This is a genomic window from Oceanobacillus sp. CFH 90083, assembly GCF_009389585.1.
Classification (GTDB): domain Bacteria; phylum Bacillota; class Bacilli; order Bacillales; family Amphibacillaceae; genus Oceanobacillus.
This window is the reverse complement of sequence record NZ_VIYG01000005.1, coordinates 257180-276360: the sequence shown is the minus strand read 5'-3', so window position 1 is coordinate 276360 and position 19181 is coordinate 257180. Positions and strand designations below refer to the sequence as shown.

Here is a 19181-nt window from a genome sequence, read left to right as displayed (position 1 = left end):
ATGCATCCTGGATTTTTGTTATAATATGATTAAGCAGGGTTAAACAAAGATAGGACGGTGTTATTCTATGAAATATAATTCCGTATTCGATATTATCGGTCCGGTTATGGTAGGGCCTTCAAGCTCTCATACAGCTGGAGCTGCCCGTATTGGAAAAGCAGCACGCAATTTGTTTGGCAGACAACCGGCCTGGGCCAAAATTCATCTCTATGAATCGTTTGCTAAAACCTATCGCGGGCATGGAACAGACTTTGCGCTTGTCGGTGGTCTTTTAGGAATGGAAACCAACGATCCGCAAATCAGTAAATCATTACAACTGGCCAAAGAAAAGGGACTGGAGATTGAATTTATTGAGGATAGTGCTGCAGTAAGTCACCCCAATACAGTCCGTATGATTATCGGGGATGACAAAGAGCGGCAGGAGCTGATGGGAATATCTATTGGCGGCGGGAAAGTTGAAATTACAGAATTAAACGGATTTGAACTCCGGTTATCTGGAAATCATCCGGCTATTTTAATTATGCATAATGACCGTTCGGGAGCGATTGCATCGGTAACGAGAATTTTAGCAAAATATGAATTGAATATCGGTCATATGGAAGTAAATCGGAAGGATGTCGGTAAAGAGGCGCTGATGGTTATTGAAGTAGACCAGAATGTAGAAGACCCGATATTACAGGAGCTTGGGGCTGCTGATCATATTATCTCTATTGCAAAGATTGTAAGTTAAAGGGGGCATCGTGATGTTTAGAACGGTTGCGGAGTTAGTGGAAATGGCAAATGCAGAAAACATCCCTATCTCAGAAGTAATGATACGTCAGGAAATGGATGTGAAAGAAAGAACGAGAGAAGAAGTTTTTTCAGAGATGGAAAAAAATCTCGTTGTGATGGAAAAAGCGATTGAAGATGCATTGAAAGGAGTTCAATCAGTAACAGGACTTACTGGCGGAGATGCTGTTAAAGTACAGAAATATATGAAGGAAAAGACGCCATTATCCGGAAATTTGATGATGGATGCTGTGAGTAAAGCGATGGGAACGAATGAAGTAAATGCAGCCATGGGAATCATCTGTGCAACACCGACTGCGGGCAGTGCCGGCTGCGTGCCGGGCACGTTGTTTGCGGTGAAAGAACAGTTACATCCGACAAGAGAAGAAATGGTACGGTATTTATTTACCTCCGGAGCTTTCGGCTTTGTAGTAGCAAATAATGCGTTTATTTCCGGTGCAGCAGGTGGATGCCAGGCAGAAGTAGGGTCGGCAGGGGCAATGGCTTCTGCGGCGATTGTGGAAATGGCTGGAGGCACACCGGAACAATCTGCACATGCATTTGCAATGACATTAAAAAATATGCTTGGCTTAGTCTGTGATCCGGTAGCTGGCTTAGTAGAAGTCCCGTGTGTGAAAAGAAATGCAGGAGGCTCCTCACTCGCCATTATATCTGCTGATTTAGCATTAGCCGGAGTGGAAAGCCGAATTCCATGTGATGAAGTAATTGGTGCAATGTACCGAATCGGAAAGCAAATGTCCCCTTCTTTGCGCGAAACGGGAGAAGGCGGTCTGGCTGATACACCGACGGGACGATTCTTAAAAGAAAAAATCTTTGGCGTATCGGTTTAAATAGCTCTTGTAAAAGGATGTTGGAAATGAACGAATCAATCTTAGAAGTGAAAGGCGTAGGAGAAAAGCTGGCAGAGCAGCTTGCTGTCATGCATATTTATGAAACAAATGATATATTAGAATATTTCCCGTATCGATATGATATTTATGAAGAAAAACCATTGCAAGAGCTGGTTCATGATGAAAAGGTTACGATTAAAGGGAAGGTCATTTACGATCCTTCTCTTACTTTTTTCGGAAAAAGAAAGTCAAGGCTAAGCTTTACAATAGAAGTGGAAGGTGTGGCTGTAAAAGCGATCATGTTTAATCGGGCATTTGCCAAAAAACAGATTCAGCCAGACCTGGATATCACATTAACAGGGAAATGGGATGCCCGCCGACTGCAAATTACAGTCAGCAAATATAAAATCGGAAAAATGGAAGAAACAGATTCAATTACTCCTGTGTATTCGTTAAAAGGTGATCTGACTTCTTATAAATTTCAGAAGCTTTTAAAGCAGGTTTTTGATGAGCACGAAGAAGATATAACAGAAATTCTTCCTGCCTCTTATTTGGAAAATTATAAGCTGCCATCCCGGAAATCAGCAGTAAAAACAATGCATTTTCCAGAAAACAGAGTCGCTTTAAAGCATGCACGCCGGCGATTTATTTATGAAGAATTTCTGCTTTTTCAATTGAAAATGCAATTGATTAGAAAAATAAATCGCGAATCGACAAAAGGGAATGCTCAAGTGTTTCAGATGGATAAGGTAGAGAGCTTTATTGCTTCCCTGCCGTTTACCTTAACGGAGGCGCAGCAAAAAGCATTGATGGAGATTTTAAAGGATATGAAAAGTGCCTATCGAATGAATCGGCTTCTGCAAGGCGATGTCGGATCGGGAAAAACAGCTGTTGCAGCCATCTGTCTATATGCTGCTGTTACTGCGGGCAAGCAGGGAGCATTAATGGTTCCAACTGAAATTTTAGCGGAGCAGCATTTTCAATCTTTTCAATTTATGCTGGAAGAAAGAGCTAACGTGGCTTTGTTGACTGGATCTGTCAAAGGGAAGAAACGCAAAGAGCTGACACAGCAAATTGAAAATAAAGAAATTGATATTGTAATCGGCACGCATGCCCTGATTCAGGAAGATGTTTTATTTAACGATTTGGGCTTAGCAATTGTAGATGAACAGCACCGGTTTGGTGTTGCGCAGCGCAGAACATTGCGGGATAAAGGGCTGGACCCGGATGTCTTATTTATGACAGCAACACCGATACCCCGGACCCTTGCCATTACAGCATTCGGTGATATGGATGTGTCCATTATTAATCAGCTTCCTTCTGGAAGAAAAGAGATAGAAACGCTATGGGTAAAGGAAAATATGTTTGAGCGGATTCTTGATTTTATTCAAGAACGAGTCAAGCAGGGCGAGCAAGCATATATTATCAGTCCACTTATCGAGGAATCGGATAAATTAGATATTCAAAATGCAGTTGACCTGTATCATCAGCTGACAGCTTATTATGATAATGAAATGGAAATCGGTTTAATGCATGGACGCTTATCTTCAGCAGAAAAAGATGAAGTAATGCGTGATTTTGCTGATAATAAAGTAAAAGTCTTAGTTTCGACGACAGTTGTTGAAGTAGGGGTAAATGTTCCCAATGCTACAGTGATGGTTATTTATGATGCAGAGCGTTTCGGTTTGTCGCAGCTGCATCAGCTCCGGGGGCGGGTAGGAAGAGGGGATAAGCAAAGCTATTGTATCCTGATCGCAGAACCTAAAGGAGAGGTCGGCAAAGAACGTATGCGCATCATGTCGGAAACAAGCGACGGGTTTGAACTGTCTGAACAAGATTTGCAATTACGCGGACCGGGAGATTTCTTTGGCAGAAAACAAAGCGGTATGCCGGAATTTAAAGTAGCTGACATGGTACATGATTACAGAGCACTGGAAACTGCACGGCAGGATGCACAGCATATTGTTGAGAATAACTTACTGCAGGCGGAGGACTATAAGTATTTGAAAGAAATATTAGCAGAAGAAGAAGGTCTTTTGGAAAAATTGGATTAATCCAAAGATAACATGTAAATCTCAATCAATAGATTACTTGCATAAAAAAGATTGCTATTATATATTACTATTAGTACCAAGTCATAAAGTGAATGGACACCTCTGAAAATACGAAATGAAAGTTTGATGGTAGAATGAGACGCTCAAAAGCAGAACGACAGTCGTTATTAAGAGAAAAAATAGAAGAATTTCCATTTATGACAGATGAACAGCTTGCAAAGGATTTTCAAGTGAGCATTCAAACGATCCGGCTGGACCGTATGGAGCTGTCTATTCCTGAGCTCCGTGAACGGATAAAGCATGTTGCGACAAAGCAGTGGAATGAGACAGTAAAAGCTTTGCCAGTTGAAGAAGTGATTGGGGATATTATTGATTTGGAATTGGACAGAAGGGCTATTTCTATGCTTGATATAACGTCAGAGTTTGTTTTTTCCAGGAATAAGATTGCCAGAGGACATCATCTGTTTGCCCAAGCAAATTCATTAGCTGTAGCCGTCATTAACGATGAGCTTGCTTTAACAGCAAAGTCTAACCTGCGTTTCAAGAGACAGGTGAAAGAAGGAGAAAGAGTGGTTGCCAAAGCTGTTGTTAAAGGAAAGGATAACCGTGGTCATTCCATTGTGGAAGTGAACAGCTTTGTCGATAATGAACCTGTGCTGACAGGTGAATTTTTCATGTTTCATTCTAGTGAAAGCAAAGGAGAATAGGTGAGAATGCGATTAGCAATAGATGCAATGGGAGGCGACCATGCACCTGAGGAAATTGTTTTAGGTGCAATGGACGCTGTAAAAGAAAATAAAGACCTACAAATAACCCTTTATGGTGATGAAAATCAGATTAAACCGATTTTAACCGATCATCAGCAAATTAAAATTATACATACAGATGAAAAAATTACATCAGAGGATGAACCTGTCAAAGCAGTACGCCGTAAAAAGAATGCTTCTTTAGTTTTAATGGCTAAAGCTGTTAAAGACGGGGAGGCAGATGCTTGTATTTCTGCCGGGAATACAGGTGCATTAATGAGTGCAGGCTTATTTGTTGTGGGCCGAATTCCCGGAATTGACCGTCCTGCATTAAGTCCTACCTTTCCAACGGTGGACGGACAAGGTTTTTTGATGCTGGACGTCGGCGCAAATGTGGATGCAAAACCGGAGCATTTGCTTCAATATGCAATTATGGGCTCCATTTACGTAGAACGGGTAAGAAATATCAAAAGTCCACGGGTCGGTTTATTAAATGTAGGCACAGAGAATGGAAAAGGGAATGACTTAACGAAAAAAGCCTTTCAACTTTTAGAAAATGCGCCAATTCATTTTATCGGTAACGTAGAGGCAAGAGATATATTAAATGGTGTGGCCGATGTAGTTGTAACAGATGGTTTTAGCGGAAATGTAGCATTAAAGACGATGGAAGGTGTTGCTGAAACGATTTTTTCACTTTTAAAAGGGGCTTTTATGTCTTCCGCAAAATCAAAAATAGCCGCTGCTCTTGTCAAGAATGACTTAAAAGGCTTAAAGGATCGATTAGATTACTCAGAGTACGGTGGTGCAGGCTTATTCGGACTTCGCGCACCAGTTATTAAAGCGCACGGCTCCTCGAAAAGCCGGGCGATAACAAATGCCGTGAAGCAGGCTGTATACATGGTTGATAATAACGTTACCACAACCATTCAGGATACCATTGAGACGATGCGTAAAGAGGAGGAGAAATGATGAAACGTATTGCGTTTATGTTCCCGGGGCAGGGCTCGCAAGCAGTTGGTATGGGGAAAGACTTATATGATGCCTACCCGCAGGTGCAGGAATTGTACAAGGAAGCAAATGAAGTTTTAGATATGGACTTACAAACACTTATGTTTGAAGGTCCTAAAGAAACATTGACAGAAACAGAGAACACACAGCCGGCATTACTACTTTCCAGCGTTGCTGTATCTCAGCTGTTAGCGGAAAATGGTGTTGAGCCTTCTATGGTTGTCGGACATAGCCTGGGAGAATACAGTGCGCTGGTTGCGGCTGGCGTAATCAACTGGCAGGAAGCCATTCAGCTTGTTAAAGTAAGAGGTCGTTTGATGGAGCAGGCATTTCCGAAAGGGCAAGGAACGATGGCAGCTGTTTTAGGTCTTGGTCAAGACAAGGTTCAGGAAGTACTGGATCAAGTAACAGGTGAAATTGTAGATATTGCAAATTTAAATTGCCCTGGACAAATTGTTATCTCCGGCTCTGTTGCTGGTGTGGAGCAAGCGGCAGCATCTTTAAAAGAAGCAGGAGCAAAGCGTGTGCTTCCATTGAACGTGAGCGGACCATTTCATTCCAGATTGATGAAGCAGGCAAATGAAGATTTTGCAGCATATTTAAACGAAGCAGCATTCGAAGAGGCAAAAATGCCTGTTTATGCAAATGTTTCAGCTGATGCCGTAACGGAAAAAGAAACTATAAAAGAATTATTAGTGCAGCAGCTTTACTCGCCGGTCCGTTTTGAGGAATCTATTCAAAAGATGCTGGAAAAAGATGTGGATGCCTTTGTTGAAGTAGGTACGGGTAAAGTTTTGTGCGGACTATTAAAGAAAATTGACCGGAAAACAAAAACGTTTGCTGTTCAGGATCAGGAATCACTCGAAGCGTTTATTCGCTGGTATAAGGAGGAAGAATAATGCTACAAGGACAAACAGCAGTAGTAACAGGAGCTTCCAGAGGAATTGGCAGAGCAATTGCGTTGGAGCTTGCTAATAATGGGGCTAATGTGGTTGTAAATTATTCAGGAAGTGAAGCCAAAGCCGAAGAGGTTGTCGGAGAAATCCAGGAACTTGGAGTGAAGGCTGTTAAAATTCAGGCAGATGTTGCTGATGAAGAGTCTGTAAAGCAGCTCCTGAAACAAGCTGTCAAAGAATTCGGCTCCATTGATATTTTGGTGAACAATGCAGGTATTACGAAAGATAACCTGTTGATGCGAATGAAGGAAGATGAATTTGATCAGGTGATTCAAACCAACCTGAAGGGTACTTTTTTATGCACAAAAGCAGTTACCCGTCAAATGATGAAACAGAAATCAGGACGTATTATTAATGTTGCATCCATTGTTGGAGTGAGCGGAAATCCGGGACAGGCTAACTATGTTGCAGCGAAAGCAGGAGTTATCGGATTAACGAAAACAACAGCGAAAGAGCTCGCTTCACGAAATATTTTAGTAAATGCTGTTGCTCCCGGTTTTATTTCTACAGATATGACCGATCAATTAAGTAAAGAGCAGCAGGAATCTTTATTACAAATGATCCCGTTGGCCCGTTTAGGAAAGCCGGAAGATGTAGCACGGGTTGTCCGCTTTTTAGCCAGTGAGGATGCAAATTATATTACAGGACAGACGATTCATATTGACGGTGGAATGGTGATGTAATACAATTGCAGAACAATAAAGAAAACTTGGTTGTCACCAAGCTTTTAGGTGATAGCCTTAGTTACACTTATACTTTTTTCCTTAAGTTATTTATACTTTTTTTAAAAGTGAAATAAAAAATAGTAATATATTCTTGAAAGGAGGTGAAGGGAAATGGCAGACGTATTTGAACAGGTAAAGTCAATTATTGCTGATCGTCTTGATGTAGACGAAGAAAAAGTAGTTTTAGAAGCTTCATTTAAAGATGACCTTGAAGCAGATTCATTAGATGTTGTTGAGCTTGTTATGGAATTAGAAGACGAGTTTGATATTGAAATCGCTGATGAAGATGCTGAAAAGATTAATACAGTAGGTGATGCTGTAGATTACATAAACAGCAAAGCTTAATGGAATAAATGGCTGAGGGGAAAGCTTCTTTGTAAGAGGCTTTCCTTATGTTCTTTTTAAGGAAAGCCGGGTCAAATACCTGGTGGATTGAAGGAGGTTAATATGGACTTAAGTCAGCTGGAGCAGAAATTAGAAATTACCTTTCAACAAAAGGGTTTATTAAAAGAAGCATTTACACATTCTTCTTACGTCAATGAATATAAAAAAGATAAGCTGAATGATAATGAAAGGTTGGAATTTTTAGGAGATGCTGTATTGGAATTAGCTGTTTCCCAATATTTATATAGAAATAATCAGGAAATGCCTGAGGGTGAAATGACAAAATTACGTGCAGCTATCGTTTGTGAAGCATCTTTAACCGTCTTTGCAAAGCAACTTGGCTTTGGACAATATATCCTTTTAGGTAAAGGAGAGGACAAGACGGGGGGAAGAGAGAGGCCGGCGATTTTAGCGGATGCATTTGAAGCCTTTTTAGGAGCACTGTATTTGGATCGAGGCTTTGATGCTGTACTTTCTTTTCTAAACACGCATATCTTCCCGACACTAACAGTAGATACCTCCACAAGTGTAATGGATTATAAAAGTCATCTTCAAGAAATCGTTCAGCAGCAAAAAGATAGAAAAATTGAATATCAGATTATTGATGAGCGGGGTCCTTCTCATCACAAAGAATTTATTGCTCAAGTTGTCATTCAAGGAGAACCGGCAGGAAAAGGAAATGGGAGGACCAAAAAGGAAGCAGAGCAAAAAGCGGCAAAAGCAGCATTGGAGAAAAAGCTTCCGGATTAGAGAGGGTCTATTCATCAAAAAAAACATTACGCAAGAGTAATTTGGGTGCTTGTTCTTGCGTAATGTTTTTTTTCTTATTTACGGATGGCTGCCAGTTCGTTAACAAAAGCCTGTGTCTCAGAAGCGCTTAGATGACCTTTGCTAATAACCATATCATACATCCATTTTAAATCTTCATATTTTTCAAGATTATAATCTTCTACGTCCATAATGGCACGATTTACTACTTTTAGCTTTTCAGCTAATGCTTGCAGCATGTACTCCATATTTTCAATGCTAGGCTGATCTAACTGCATCATATCCTCCTTCAATTTGTTCCTGATCAGGAATTTATATGTACATTGGAAATGAGTTGTTTAACATTCGCTTTCACCATGTACTAATGAACAAAAATGCTTTTCATAACAGATGTCTATTATAGCATAAGATTCATCACTCGTTAATAGACTTATTTCTGAATTAATAGTATGCCATACATAGGCTAAAGCGTCATAATATGATAAAATGTATTAGCTAAACTATACAAGGAACAGCAAAATAAATTGTATTTATCTCGTAATTTGAATGATTGAATAATATGTTTTATGTTTACAATTAGGATGAGTGAATAATGATTTACTGCGTATAAATAGACGATTAGATTTTAGGAGAATGATTATGCATTTAAAGCGATTAGAAAGTGTCGGATTTAAATCCTTTGCGGAGCGGATTAATGTAGATTTCGTACCTGGTGTGACCGCTGTCGTTGGTCCTAATGGCAGCGGGAAAAGTAATATTACAGATGCGATACGCTGGGTATTGGGTGAGCAATCAATGAAATCACTTCGCGGATCAAAAATGGAAGATATTATATTTCAGGGGAGTGATTCGAGATCTCCTTTAAATGTCGCTGAAGTTACACTCGTACTAGATAATAAAGATCAGCGTGTACCGCTGGATTATGAAGAAGTCAGTGTAACGAGAAGAGTCTACCGCTCTGGAGAAAGTGAATTTTATATAAATAAGCAGGCCTGCCGGCTGAAGGATATTGTTGATTTGTTTATTGATTCCGGTCTGGGCAGAGAGGCCTTTTCTATTATCAGTCAAGGTCGGGTTGAAGAAATTCTAAGCTCCAAAGCGGAAGATCGCCGTGTGATTTTTGAGGAAGCAGCAGGCGTTTTAAAATATAAGCAGCGTAAGAAAAAAGCCGAATATAAGCTTGCTGAAACGCAGGAGAATCTCAACCGTGTGGAGGATATTGTTCATGAAATTGAACAGCAGTTGGAACCGCTAGAGGAACAATCCCAAAAAGCCAAAGCATACCAGACCTTACAAGCCGAGCTTCAAGAAACCGAGATTTCTGTGTTGATTACAGAAATGGAACAAATTCATGATGAATGGCAGCAAATATTAGAAAGCCTGGCAGTGAATGAGAAAAAACAAAAAGAACAATCTGAAGCTATTCATCTGATTGAAGCGGAATTAGTACAGGAAAAAAAACGCACACAGCAGTATGAAACAGAAATAGAACAGCTGCAGTCTGAATTATTAGATGTAACAGAACGTCTGGAAAAATTTGAAGGAAAAAAACAGCTGTTTGATGAACGATCCAAGCATGCAGATGAGAATAAAGAAAAGCTTGTTCAGCAGCTGGAGCGTGTGACTTCTAATGTTAGTATGCTAGAAGGGCAAAAGATGCAAGAGCAGGAGAAGCTGACACGCTTAGAAACAGAGAAAGCTGATACGCAAGCCAGGAAACAAGAAATTGAGAAAAAATTAGCGATGCGTCCGGAAGATGTAGCTAATCGTATTGAGGATTTAAAAGCAGAGTATATTGAATTGCTGAATCAGCAGGCTGCTTACCGAAATGAAAAGCAATCGATTGACCGTCAGCAAGAGCAAGTGGAAGCTAAAAATACTTCGCAGTCCATGAAATTTAAAGATACACTTTCAGAGAGAAATGCGTTACAAGATAAGCAGGCAGCTGCGGAAGAAGTGCTGCAAACTTATCAGAAGCATTTAGAAGAGAAAGATAAGCAATTAAAGACGCTAAAGCTTGACATGCAATCAGAACGTGCAAAATATGAAGAAGCACAGTCAAAGCTGTATCAGGGCTATCAATATATTGAAAAGGTAAAATCAAAGAAAGAAATGCTTGAAGAAATGAAGGAAGATTTTCAAGGCTTCTTTCAAGGCGTCCGTCATGTTTTGCGAGCAAGAGAAGAGGGCAAGCTGGCCGATGTAGACGGGGCAGTTATCGAGTTAATAGATGTTCCTAAAGACTATATTACAGCGGTTGAGACCGTATTAGGCGGACAGGCTCAGAATATTGTTGTAGAAACCGATCAGGCAGCAAGAGCGGCAATTAATTGGCTGAAAAAGACCAATAGCGGAAGAGCAACCTTTCTGCCGCTTCAATCTATTCAAGCCCGTTTTTTATCAAGTGAAGGCAAGCAGGAAGTGCGAAACCATCCTGGCTTTATCGGTGTTGCCGCTGATTTAGTACAGCCGAAAGCAAAAAAATATGAAAAAGCTGTTCAGCATTTAATGGGTAATGTTGTCATTGCTAAAACACTGCGGGATGCAAATGATATTGCAATAAAGCTGCACCGGAGATATCGGATTGTTACCCTGGATGGCGATATGGTGCACCCTGGAGGTTCGATGTCAGGAGGAGCCCAGAAGAAGCAAAACCAGTCTCTGTTTACCCGGGAAAAGGATTTGCAGGAGCTGCATGCACGATTAGCAGAGTACAAACAAAAAACAGAACAATTTGAGCAGGGTGTACAGAAAAAAAGAGATTATTTGCGGGAATTAGATGAGAAAATAAACGTTACCGAGCAAGACGTGCAGAAATTGCAAAAGGAAGTTCAGGAAAGCCAGACGGATTTTCAAACCATTCAAGCGAAACTTACATCCATCAATGATCATTTAGCCATCTATGATATGGATAAAAAGCAGAATGAACAGAGCCATACAGAGTTAGCAGGTCGAAGTGCGGTTCTGACAAAGGAATTAGAAAAAATTAATCTAAAGCTTCAAGTGGTACAGAAAGAAGTGGATGATTTAACAGAAGAAGAAGCGAGATTAAAAGAGACGCAGTCAAAAATGCAGGATACCTTTTATGAGATGAAAGTGACACTGGCAGAGCAGGAAGAGCGCTTTAAAAATCAGAAAGCTAATACAGAGGCGTTAGCAGCACAGCTTGAACGGGCAATCCAGGAAAAGAAACAAGTAGAGGAAGAGCTGGAGACAATTACAGCCATTAAAAATCAGGAAGAAACAGAGGAAGAACTGGAAGAAAAGATTGTCCATGCCCGAAATTCTAAACAGGAAATAACAGAGAGCATAGAGAAGGTTCGTCATAAAAGGAAAGAAAATGCTGATAAACAACAGCGCTTAGAAGAAAAGCTGAAAGAAGCACAAGAACAATATAAAGCGACGAATGAGCAATATCAAAAGCAGGAAGTTAAATCAAATCGTTTGGATGTAGAGCTGGATAATCACCTGCAGCAGCTTGAAAAAGAATACATGATGACATATGAAATGGCGAAGCGTGATTATTCCAAAGTTGAAAATATAGACGAAGCCAAAGCAGTTGTCAACCGCTTGAAGAATAAAATCAATCAGTTAGGTACGATTAATTTAGGAGCGATTGATGAATTTGAGCGTATCTCTGAAAGGTACCAGTTCTTAAAAGAGCAAAGAGATGACCTTGTAGAAGGAAAGCGAACGCTATATACTGTTATTGAAGAGATGGACACAGAAATGAAGGAAAGATTTGATTCTACTTTTTCAAAAATAAAAGAAGAATTTTCTCAGGTATTTAAGCACCTGTTTGGCGGAGGGCATGCGGAGTTAAAATTAACAGAGCCGGATAATTTATTAGAAACAGGTGTAGACATTATCGCACAGCCGCCCGGTAAAAAGCTGCAGCATTTAAGTTTATTATCAGGGGGGGAACGTGCACTGACGGCAATTGCCCTTCTCTTTTCCATTTTGCGGGTCCGGCCAGTTCCTTTTTGTATACTGGACGAAGTAGAAGCAGCATTAGATGAAGCAAATGTAATCCGTTTTGCCAAGTATGTGAAGCAATTTAGCGAGGATACGCAGTTTATCGTGATAACACACCGTAAAGGAACGATGGAGGAAGCTGATGTTCTTTACGGTGTTACCATGCAGGAATCAGGTGTATCAAGATTGGTTTCTGTCCGGTTAGAGAATACAAAAGAATTGATTCAATCGTAGGAGGCTATCAGTATGGGTTTTATGGATAAACTAAAAGCACGTTTTAAACAAAGCGAAGAAACAAAGGAAGTTTCTGAAAAATATCAGGAAGGTATGAAAAAGACAAGAAATTCCTTTTCCGGTAAACTAAATGATTTAATTGCACGTTATCGTAAGGTAGATGAGGATTTCTTTGAAGAATTGGAAGAGGTCTTAATCACAGCAGATGTTGGTGTTTCGACAGTAATGGATCTTGTTGAAGAGCTTAAAATGGAAGTGAAGCGTCAAAAAATTAAAGATTCCTCTGAAGTAAAGGATGTTATTTCAGAGAAGCTTGTGGAAATTTATTATGGGGAAGAAAATGAGTCCATTCAGCATTTGCAGCTGGATGGTGACGGGCTGCAGGTGATTCTGGTTGTCGGTGTTAATGGAGTAGGGAAGACTACCAGTATTGGCAAGCTTGCGCATCAATTAAAAGCAGATGGCAAGAATGTCATTTTAGCAGCCGGGGATACCTTCCGCGCCGGCGCAATTGACCAGCTCGAGATCTGGGGGGAGCGTGCCGGTGTTCCAGTGATTAAACACAGCGAAGGCAGTGACCCGGCAGCAGTAATTTATGACGGCATTAAAGCTGCGAAGTCCCGTGAAGCAGATGTTCTTATTTGTGATACTGCCGGAAGACTTCAAAATAAAGTGAACCTGATGAATGAGCTTGCTAAAGTGAAGCGCGTGATTGAACGTGAAATTCCTGGAGCGCCCCACGAAGTGCTGCTTGTTTTGGATGCTACCACTGGTCAGAATGCATTAACACAGGCACGTACTTTTGCAGAAGCAACAGATGTAACAGGAATTGTTTTAACGAAATTGGATGGTACTGCAAAAGGCGGAATTGTTTTAGCGATTCGTAATGAACTGCAAATTCCGGTGAAGTTTGTCGGATTAGGCGAAGGGATTGATGACCTGCAGCAATTTGATGCAGATGCGTTTGTATATGGGCTGTTTGCTGATTTGGGGATAAATGAAGAAATAAAGGAAGCTGAATAAGTTGTAGCTGCTCGTCTACTTGACAATTCTTGAATTTGTTAGATATGATGAATGTAAAGGGAAATCACTTAACAAGAGGTGTGTCCGTTGCTGGAAAAGACGAATCGGATTAATTACTTATTTGACTTTTATCAGTCGCTGTTGACACCAAAACAGCGCAGTTATATGGAAATGTACTATCTGGAAGATTATTCTCTGGGCGAAATTTCAGAGCTCTTTGAAGTATCCAGACAGGCTGTATATGATAATATTAAGAGAACGGAAAAGATGTTAGAGTCCTATGAGGGTAAGCTTCATCTTTTTTCGAAGTTTGAAAAACGCATGCAAATTATTTCTAAGCTGTCGGAAACGGTAACGGACCCGGAAGCAAAGAAATATGTGCAGCAATTACAAGATTTAGATTAGGAGGATACCTTCTATGGCATTTGAAGGATTAGCGGACCGTCTCCAGGGTACGATAAAGAAAATTACTGGTAAGGGTAAGGTCTCCGAGCAGGATGTAAAAGAGATGACAAGAGAAGTCCGTCTGGCACTTTTAGAAGCAGATGTAAACTTCAAGGTTGTCAAACAATTAATCACCAGGATTAAAGAAAGAGCTGTCGGGCAGGAAGTGATGGAAAGCTTAACACCGGGACAGCAGGTTATTAAAGTTGTAAAAGATGAATTAACGAACTTAATGGGGGGAGAACAAAGTAAAATTGCTGTAGCTGACCGTTCTCCGACTGTTATTATGATGGTTGGTTTACAAGGTGCAGGTAAAACGACAACAACCGGAAAGCTGGCGAACCATTTACGTAAGAAGCATAACCGCAATCCTTTATTAGTTGCCTGTGATGTCTATCGTCCGGCAGCGATAAAACAGCTGGAAACGCTTGGTACACAGCTTGACATGCCCGTTTTCTCATTAGGAACGGAGGCAAATCCGGTTGACATTGCCAATCAGGCGATCGCCCGGGCAAAAGAAAATCACAATGATTATGTCATTATTGATACAGCCGGCCGCCTGCACGTTGATGAAAACCTGATGGAAGAATTACAGCAAATTAAAGCGGATGTAAAACCGGATGAAATTTTCTTAGTAGTTGATTCCATGACGGGACAGGATGCTGTCAATGTAGCGGAAAGCTTTAATGAACAGCTCGATATTACAGGAGTTGTCCTTACAAAATTAGATGGTGATACCCGCGGGGGTGCGGCACTGTCTATTAAAGCTGTTACAGATAAGCCGATAAAATTTGCCGGGATGGGCGAAAAACTGGATCAATTGGAAGCTTTCCACCCTGAACGGATGGCATCCAGAATTCTGGGCATGGGGGACGTGCTTTCTTTAATTGAAAAAGCACAGACCAATGTTGATGAGAAGCAGGCAAAAGAATTAGAAGAAAAAATGCGTACGATGTCCTTTACATTTGATGATTTCCTGGAGCAGATGGGGCAGGTTCGCCAGATGGGGCCGCTCGATGACTTAATGGCAATGATCCCCGGTGCAAACAAAATGAAAGGATTGAAAAATGCGCAATTAGATGAAAGCCAGTTAACAGAAGTAGAAGCAATAATTCAGTCCATGACGAAAAAAGAACGTCAGGATCCGGCTATTATTAACGGCAGCAGAAGAAAACGTATTGCAAAAGGTTCAGGCACTTCTGTTGCAGCTGTAAACCGTTTGTTAAAGCAATTTTCAGAAATGAAAAAAATGATGAAGCAAATGACCAATATGCAAAAAGGGAAAAAAGGAAAAGGCGGATTTAAATTACCTTTTATGTAGCAGTAGGTATTCAAAAAGTCTGGTGAAAGGACTCCATCGGCTCAAGTCTCAGAATACCCGGGACTTGAGCTAAATTCTTAATCAGCAAAAGCGTTTTTAATTTTTAAATATAAATTAGTTGAAAATAAATAATGATTATATGCAGTAACTAGCGGAAGAAAAACACGAAGACTCCTATGGGAAAGCGTAGTGTTTTTCTGGAGCGATAGCTTTAAATCTGTCATTCAACTGATTTAGGGTTGATTCCTGCACATTTTTATAATAAAATATGCTTGTAATGGAAAAATACTTTACAGACTAAAAATAATCTGTTAAAATCAATTCTTGTGATAAGATAATTATTGGAGGTGCACAAAGCATGGCAGTAAAAATTCGTTTAAAACGCATGGGTTCTAAAAGAAATCCATTCTATCGTATTGTAGTAGCGGACTCCCGTTCTCCACGTGATGGTCGCTCTATCGAACAAATCGGTACGTACAATCCTGTAGTAAATCCAGTTGAGGTTAAAATAGATGAAGAAAAAGCACTTGATTGGATGACAAAAGGTGCAAAACCTAGCGACACAGTGCGTAACCTATTCTCTAACGAAGGCATCATGAAGAAATTTCACGAACAAAAAAATTCTAAATAAGTAGTGTGATATCATGAAAGCCCTGATTAAATCGATTGTTACCTCATTAGTAGATCATCCGGATGATATTGATGTTAAAGTAACCGAAGAAGACTCAAAGGTTATTTACCATTTAACAGTTCATCCTGATGATGTCGGAAAAGTCATTGGCAAAAACGGACGTATTGCTAAGGCAATACGTACAGTTGTCTATGCAGCAAACACTGGTGGTAATAAACGCATTTTTTTGGATATTATGTAAGGTTCGTATCCGGAAGCTGGTATACCCGGTCTTTTCGGATAATCTGGTAAAGGGAAAGCTGACCCTGTTTTTAGGGGCTCAACTTTCCCTTTTTACACATTCGAACCCGAATTTAAGAGGCAGGAGCTGATTCTGAATGAAATTAATAAAGAAAGTTCCCATTAAACTAGTAGTGACAGAAGAAAGCAAAGAAAAAATCCGCCAAAATTTCACAAGTCATAAATTACGTCTTGAACAAGAGTGTCAACAACTCCAATTTGAAAAAAGAAAATTAAAAAATAAAAATGCCAATGTTCGTTCAGATATGGAAACACGATTTAACCAGGAAATTAAAAACCGTCAAGAAAAAATGAAGCTATTGGATTTTAAATTAGAACAATTAGATGAATTAAAAATGGGCAGCGAAATCGTTGAAAAAGAGGTTGAAGCTCTTGTTGAAGTCGAAGTAGGCTCTGATTGGAATCATATTATGAAGGAGCAGGCTATCGTAATTAAGGATGATAAGGTTATCCGAATCGATGAATAGAATAGGTGAAAAATATGAATACAGAGAAATTAAAAATTGGTAAAATCGTTAACACACATGGAATTCGCGGCGAGGTAAAAGTTTTGCGAATTACAGATTTTGAAGAACGCTTTATGCCGGGAAATGAGGTTATCATTCTATCCGATCGGGACGATATTACATTAACGATTGATTCACATCGTATCCATAAAGGGTTTGATCTCATTACATTTAAAGGATATACAAATATTAATGATGTGGAAAAGTGGAAGGGCATAAATTTGTATATTGATAAGAGTCAAACAGCAAATTTGGAAGAGAATGCGTATTACTATCATGAAATCATCGGCTGTAAGGTTGAGACAGTGGAGGGAGAGGTTTTAGGAAAAGTGAAAGAAATTTTATCTCCCGGTGCAAATGATGTATGGGTCGTACAAAGACCCGGCAAGAAGGATTTGTTGTTGCCTTATATTGAAGATGTGGTGAAAAAGGTAGACATTCAGGCAAGTATTATTTCAGTGGAATTAATGGAAGGGATGTTAGATTAGATGCATATTGATATTCTGACACTGTTCCCTGAGATGTTTCATGGTGTGATGGAGAATTCTATTTTAAAGAAGGCGGCAGATAAGGGACAATTTTCGTATCGGCTCGTTGATTTTCGTGATTATTCGACACATAAGCATAAAAAAGTGGATGACTATCCTTATGGCGGAGGAGCAGGCATGGTACTGACTCCGCAGCCTGTATTTGACGCTGTTGAAGCAGTGAAAAAAGAGAGAGCTTCCCGTCCTCGCGTGGTTTTAATGTGTCCTCAAGGAGAACCCTACACACAAAAAAAAGCAGAGGAATTAGCGCAGGAGGACCATCTGATTTTTATTTGCGGACATTATGAAGGATATGATGAACGAATTCGTAAGCATCTTGCAACAGATGAGATATCCATAGGGGATTATGTCTTAACAGGCGGGGAATTAGGAGCAATGGTTGTTGTGGACAGCGTTGTCAGGTTGCTGCCAGAGGCATTGGGAAATGAAGAGTCGGCAAAACAAGATTCTTTTTCCACGGGATTATTAGAGCATCCTCATTATACACGTCCATCTGATTTCCGGGGATTTCAGGTTCCGGATGTATTGTTATCAGGAAATCATGCCAATATTGAGGCGTGGAGGAGGAAAGCATCTCTGAAGCGGACAAAAGAAAGACGACCCGATTTATTAAAAAAGATAGAATTAAAGGAAGCAGATAAAAAAATACTGCAGGAGCTACAAAAAGAAAACGAAAATTAGTTGTACATTACAACAGAATATGCTATATTATTAATTGTGCTTATGTGCGTGTAAGCATGTAGAACGATGTTCCGCTGTTCCAATAAGAGCATGAGCATTAGTTTGGAAGGAGTGAAAATCATGCAACAAATTATTGCTGACGTAACAAAAGATCAATTACGTACAGATCATCCTGATTTTCGACCTGGTGACACTTTAAAGGTTCACGTGAAGGTTGTTGAGGGTAATCGTGAGCGTATCCAGGTATTTGAAGGTGTTGTAATTAAGCGTCAAAACGGCGGAATCAGTGAAACATTCACAGTAAGAAAAATTTCTTACGGTGTTGGTGTTGAGCGTACTTTCCCATTACATTCACCAAGAGTTGATAAAATCGAAGTTTCTCGTCGTGGTATTGTACGTCGTGCGAAGCTTTACTATCTGCGTAACCTGCGTGGAAAAGCAGCTCGTATTAAAGAACGTCGCTAATCAACGAGTGAGAAATATGAAACGAATAAAAAGGGGCTACGTCAATATTGGCAGTAGCTCTTTTTCATTGTACAGGGCTTCGTGTAAAAATAATGTTATAGCCATCCTGCACATTGTAAGGATTAGTTTCGCTAACTGCTAAAGTATTATTCAAAAAATAATAATACTTAGAAGTTGTTTATATAAAGTTTACTAGCTACAATAAAAGGTAGACTGAAGTTATCGGGGGAAGTCAGATGACAGGTAAAGAACGAAAGAAGAAAAAAAATGAATGGCTGGATTGGATAAAAGCATTATTACTTGCTTTTGGTTTTGTGTTCTTAGTACGAATGTTTTTATTTGCGCCTATTGTTGTAGAAGGACCATCTATGCTGCCAACCTTGCACGACCGTGATCAAATGATCGTTAATAAAATTACGTATACACTTGGAGAGCCGGATCGTTTTGATATCGTTGTTTTCCATGCTCCTGAGAAAAATGACTTTATTAAACGTGTCATTGGTCTGCCTGGAGAGCACGTTGCTGTAAGAGATAATATATTGTATATTGACGGCGAACCAGTGAATGAGCCTTTTTTAAACGATCAGGTCTTTACAAATGATTTTGAGTTAGAAGAGCTGGAAGAAGGGTATGAAGTCGTTCCTGAAGATTCTGTGTTCGTATTAGGTGATAATCGAAGCAATTCAACAGATAGCCGCATTATCGGTGTTGTTCCGATGGATGAAGTTGTCGGTAAGGCAAGCCTCGTCTACTGGCCATTGAATCGTATACATTTCAGTAAATAAGCAGGGAA

At 40.0% G+C, this 19181-nt stretch carries 21 protein-coding genes; 20 read left to right on the top strand and 1 reads right to left on the bottom strand.

Translation table 11 applies throughout. The annotated features are described in order from the left end of the window. Window positions 1–67 precede the first annotated feature (67 nt). The 9 genes from sdaAB (at window position 68) to rnc (ending at window position 8242) form a co-directional block, all read left to right on the top strand. Window positions 68–730, top strand: coding sequence for an L-serine ammonia-lyase, iron-sulfur-dependent subunit beta (gene sdaAB, locus FLK20_RS10070; protein WP_152656429.1), 663 nt, complete (start codon window positions 68–70; stop codon window positions 728–730). A gap of 13 nt (window positions 731–743) precedes the next feature. Then, complete coding sequence (gene sdaAA / locus FLK20_RS10065; RefSeq protein ID WP_152656428.1) at window positions 744–1619, top strand: L-serine ammonia-lyase, iron-sulfur-dependent, subunit alpha; 876 nt, start codon at window positions 744–746, stop codon at window positions 1617–1619. 17 nt (window positions 1620–1636) lie between these two features. Continuing rightward, window positions 1637–3673, top strand: a complete 2037-nt coding sequence (recG, locus tag FLK20_RS10060; RefSeq protein ID WP_152656427.1) for an ATP-dependent DNA helicase RecG — start codon at window positions 1637–1639, stop codon at window positions 3671–3673. Between the two features lie 134 nt (window positions 3674–3807). After that, complete coding sequence (gene fapR / locus FLK20_RS10055) at window positions 3808–4380, top strand: transcription factor FapR (RefSeq protein ID WP_152656426.1); 573 nt, start codon at window positions 3808–3810, stop codon at window positions 4378–4380. Between the two features lie 6 nt (window positions 4381–4386). Beyond that, complete coding sequence (plsX, locus tag FLK20_RS10050) at window positions 4387–5388, top strand: phosphate acyltransferase PlsX (protein ID WP_152656425.1); 1002 nt, start codon at window positions 4387–4389, stop codon at window positions 5386–5388. Continuing rightward, window positions 5388–6326 (top strand): ACP S-malonyltransferase, encoded by a 939-nt coding sequence (gene fabD / locus FLK20_RS10045; RefSeq protein ID WP_152656424.1) that lies wholly within the window; start codon window positions 5388–5390, stop codon window positions 6324–6326. Before plsX ends, fabD begins: the two co-directional genes overlap by 1 nt. After that, a complete protein-coding gene (gene fabG, locus FLK20_RS10040) occupies window positions 6326–7066 on the top strand; it encodes a 3-oxoacyl-[acyl-carrier-protein] reductase (RefSeq protein WP_152656423.1) in 741 nt (246 codons plus the stop codon). Before fabD ends, fabG begins: the two co-directional genes overlap by 1 nt. Window positions 7067–7219: 153 nt before the next feature. After that, window positions 7220–7453 carry an acyl carrier protein gene (gene acpP / locus FLK20_RS10035; protein ID WP_040980049.1) on the top strand — a complete coding sequence of 78 codons (234 nt, stop codon included), beginning with the start codon at window positions 7220–7222 and terminating at the stop codon, window positions 7451–7453. Between the two features lie 102 nt (window positions 7454–7555). Next, the gene (gene rnc, locus FLK20_RS10030) at window positions 7556–8242 is read left to right on the top strand and encodes a ribonuclease III (protein ID WP_152656422.1); all 687 of its coding nucleotides are present in this window, start codon (window positions 7556–7558) and stop codon (window positions 8240–8242) included. A 74-nt stretch (window positions 8243–8316) separates the two neighbouring features. On the opposite strand, the gene FLK20_RS10025 is transcribed toward rnc, so the two are convergent. Beyond that, a complete protein-coding gene (locus FLK20_RS10025; protein WP_152656421.1) occupies window positions 8317–8538 on the bottom strand; it encodes a DUF1128 domain-containing protein in 222 nt (73 codons plus the stop codon). Window positions 8539–8899: 361 nt separating this feature from the next. Between FLK20_RS10025 and smc the strand changes: the two genes are divergently transcribed. From smc to lepB, 11 genes are all read left to right on the top strand, one after another. Continuing rightward, window positions 8900–12469 (top strand): chromosome segregation protein SMC, encoded by a 3570-nt coding sequence (smc, locus tag FLK20_RS10020; protein WP_152656420.1) that lies wholly within the window; start codon window positions 8900–8902, stop codon window positions 12467–12469. Between the two features lie 12 nt (window positions 12470–12481). Next, the gene (ftsY, locus tag FLK20_RS10015; RefSeq protein ID WP_152656419.1) at window positions 12482–13492 is read left to right on the top strand and encodes a signal recognition particle-docking protein FtsY; all 1011 of its coding nucleotides are present in this window, start codon (window positions 12482–12484) and stop codon (window positions 13490–13492) included. An 87-nt stretch (window positions 13493–13579) separates the two neighbouring features. Next, window positions 13580–13897: a putative DNA-binding protein gene (locus FLK20_RS10010; protein ID WP_152656418.1), complete on the top strand. Its 318-nt coding sequence runs from the start codon at window positions 13580–13582 to the stop codon at window positions 13895–13897. Window positions 13898–13910: 13 nt separating this feature from the next. After that, window positions 13911–15257, top strand: a complete 1347-nt coding sequence (gene ffh / locus FLK20_RS10005) for a signal recognition particle protein (protein ID WP_152656417.1) — start codon at window positions 13911–13913, stop codon at window positions 15255–15257. Window positions 15258–15615: 358 nt separating this feature from the next. Continuing rightward, complete coding sequence (rpsP, locus tag FLK20_RS10000) at window positions 15616–15888, top strand: 30S ribosomal protein S16 (RefSeq protein WP_040980064.1); 273 nt, start codon at window positions 15616–15618, stop codon at window positions 15886–15888. A 13-nt stretch (window positions 15889–15901) separates the two neighbouring features. Then, entirely contained in the window at window positions 15902–16129 is a 228-nt protein-coding gene (locus FLK20_RS09995; protein ID WP_152656416.1) for a KH domain-containing protein, read from the top strand. 136 nt (window positions 16130–16265) lie between these two features. Then, window positions 16266–16655, top strand: coding sequence for a YlqD family protein (locus tag FLK20_RS09990; RefSeq protein ID WP_152656415.1), 390 nt, complete (start codon window positions 16266–16268; stop codon window positions 16653–16655). A 14-nt stretch (window positions 16656–16669) separates the two neighbouring features. Next, a complete protein-coding gene (rimM, locus tag FLK20_RS09985) occupies window positions 16670–17182 on the top strand; it encodes a ribosome maturation factor RimM (RefSeq protein WP_152656414.1) in 513 nt (170 codons plus the stop codon). Further along, on the top strand, window positions 17183–17923 hold the full coding sequence (gene trmD / locus FLK20_RS09980; protein WP_152656413.1) for a tRNA (guanosine(37)-N1)-methyltransferase TrmD: 741 nt from the start codon (window positions 17183–17185) through the stop codon (window positions 17921–17923). A 120-nt stretch (window positions 17924–18043) separates the two neighbouring features. After that, window positions 18044–18388 (top strand): 50S ribosomal protein L19, encoded by a 345-nt coding sequence (gene rplS / locus FLK20_RS09975; protein ID WP_152656412.1) that lies wholly within the window; start codon window positions 18044–18046, stop codon window positions 18386–18388. 236 nt (window positions 18389–18624) lie between these two features. Continuing rightward, entirely contained in the window at window positions 18625–19173 is a 549-nt protein-coding gene (gene lepB, locus FLK20_RS09970) for a signal peptidase I (protein ID WP_152656411.1), read from the top strand. Window positions 19174–19181: the final 8 nt, after the last annotated feature.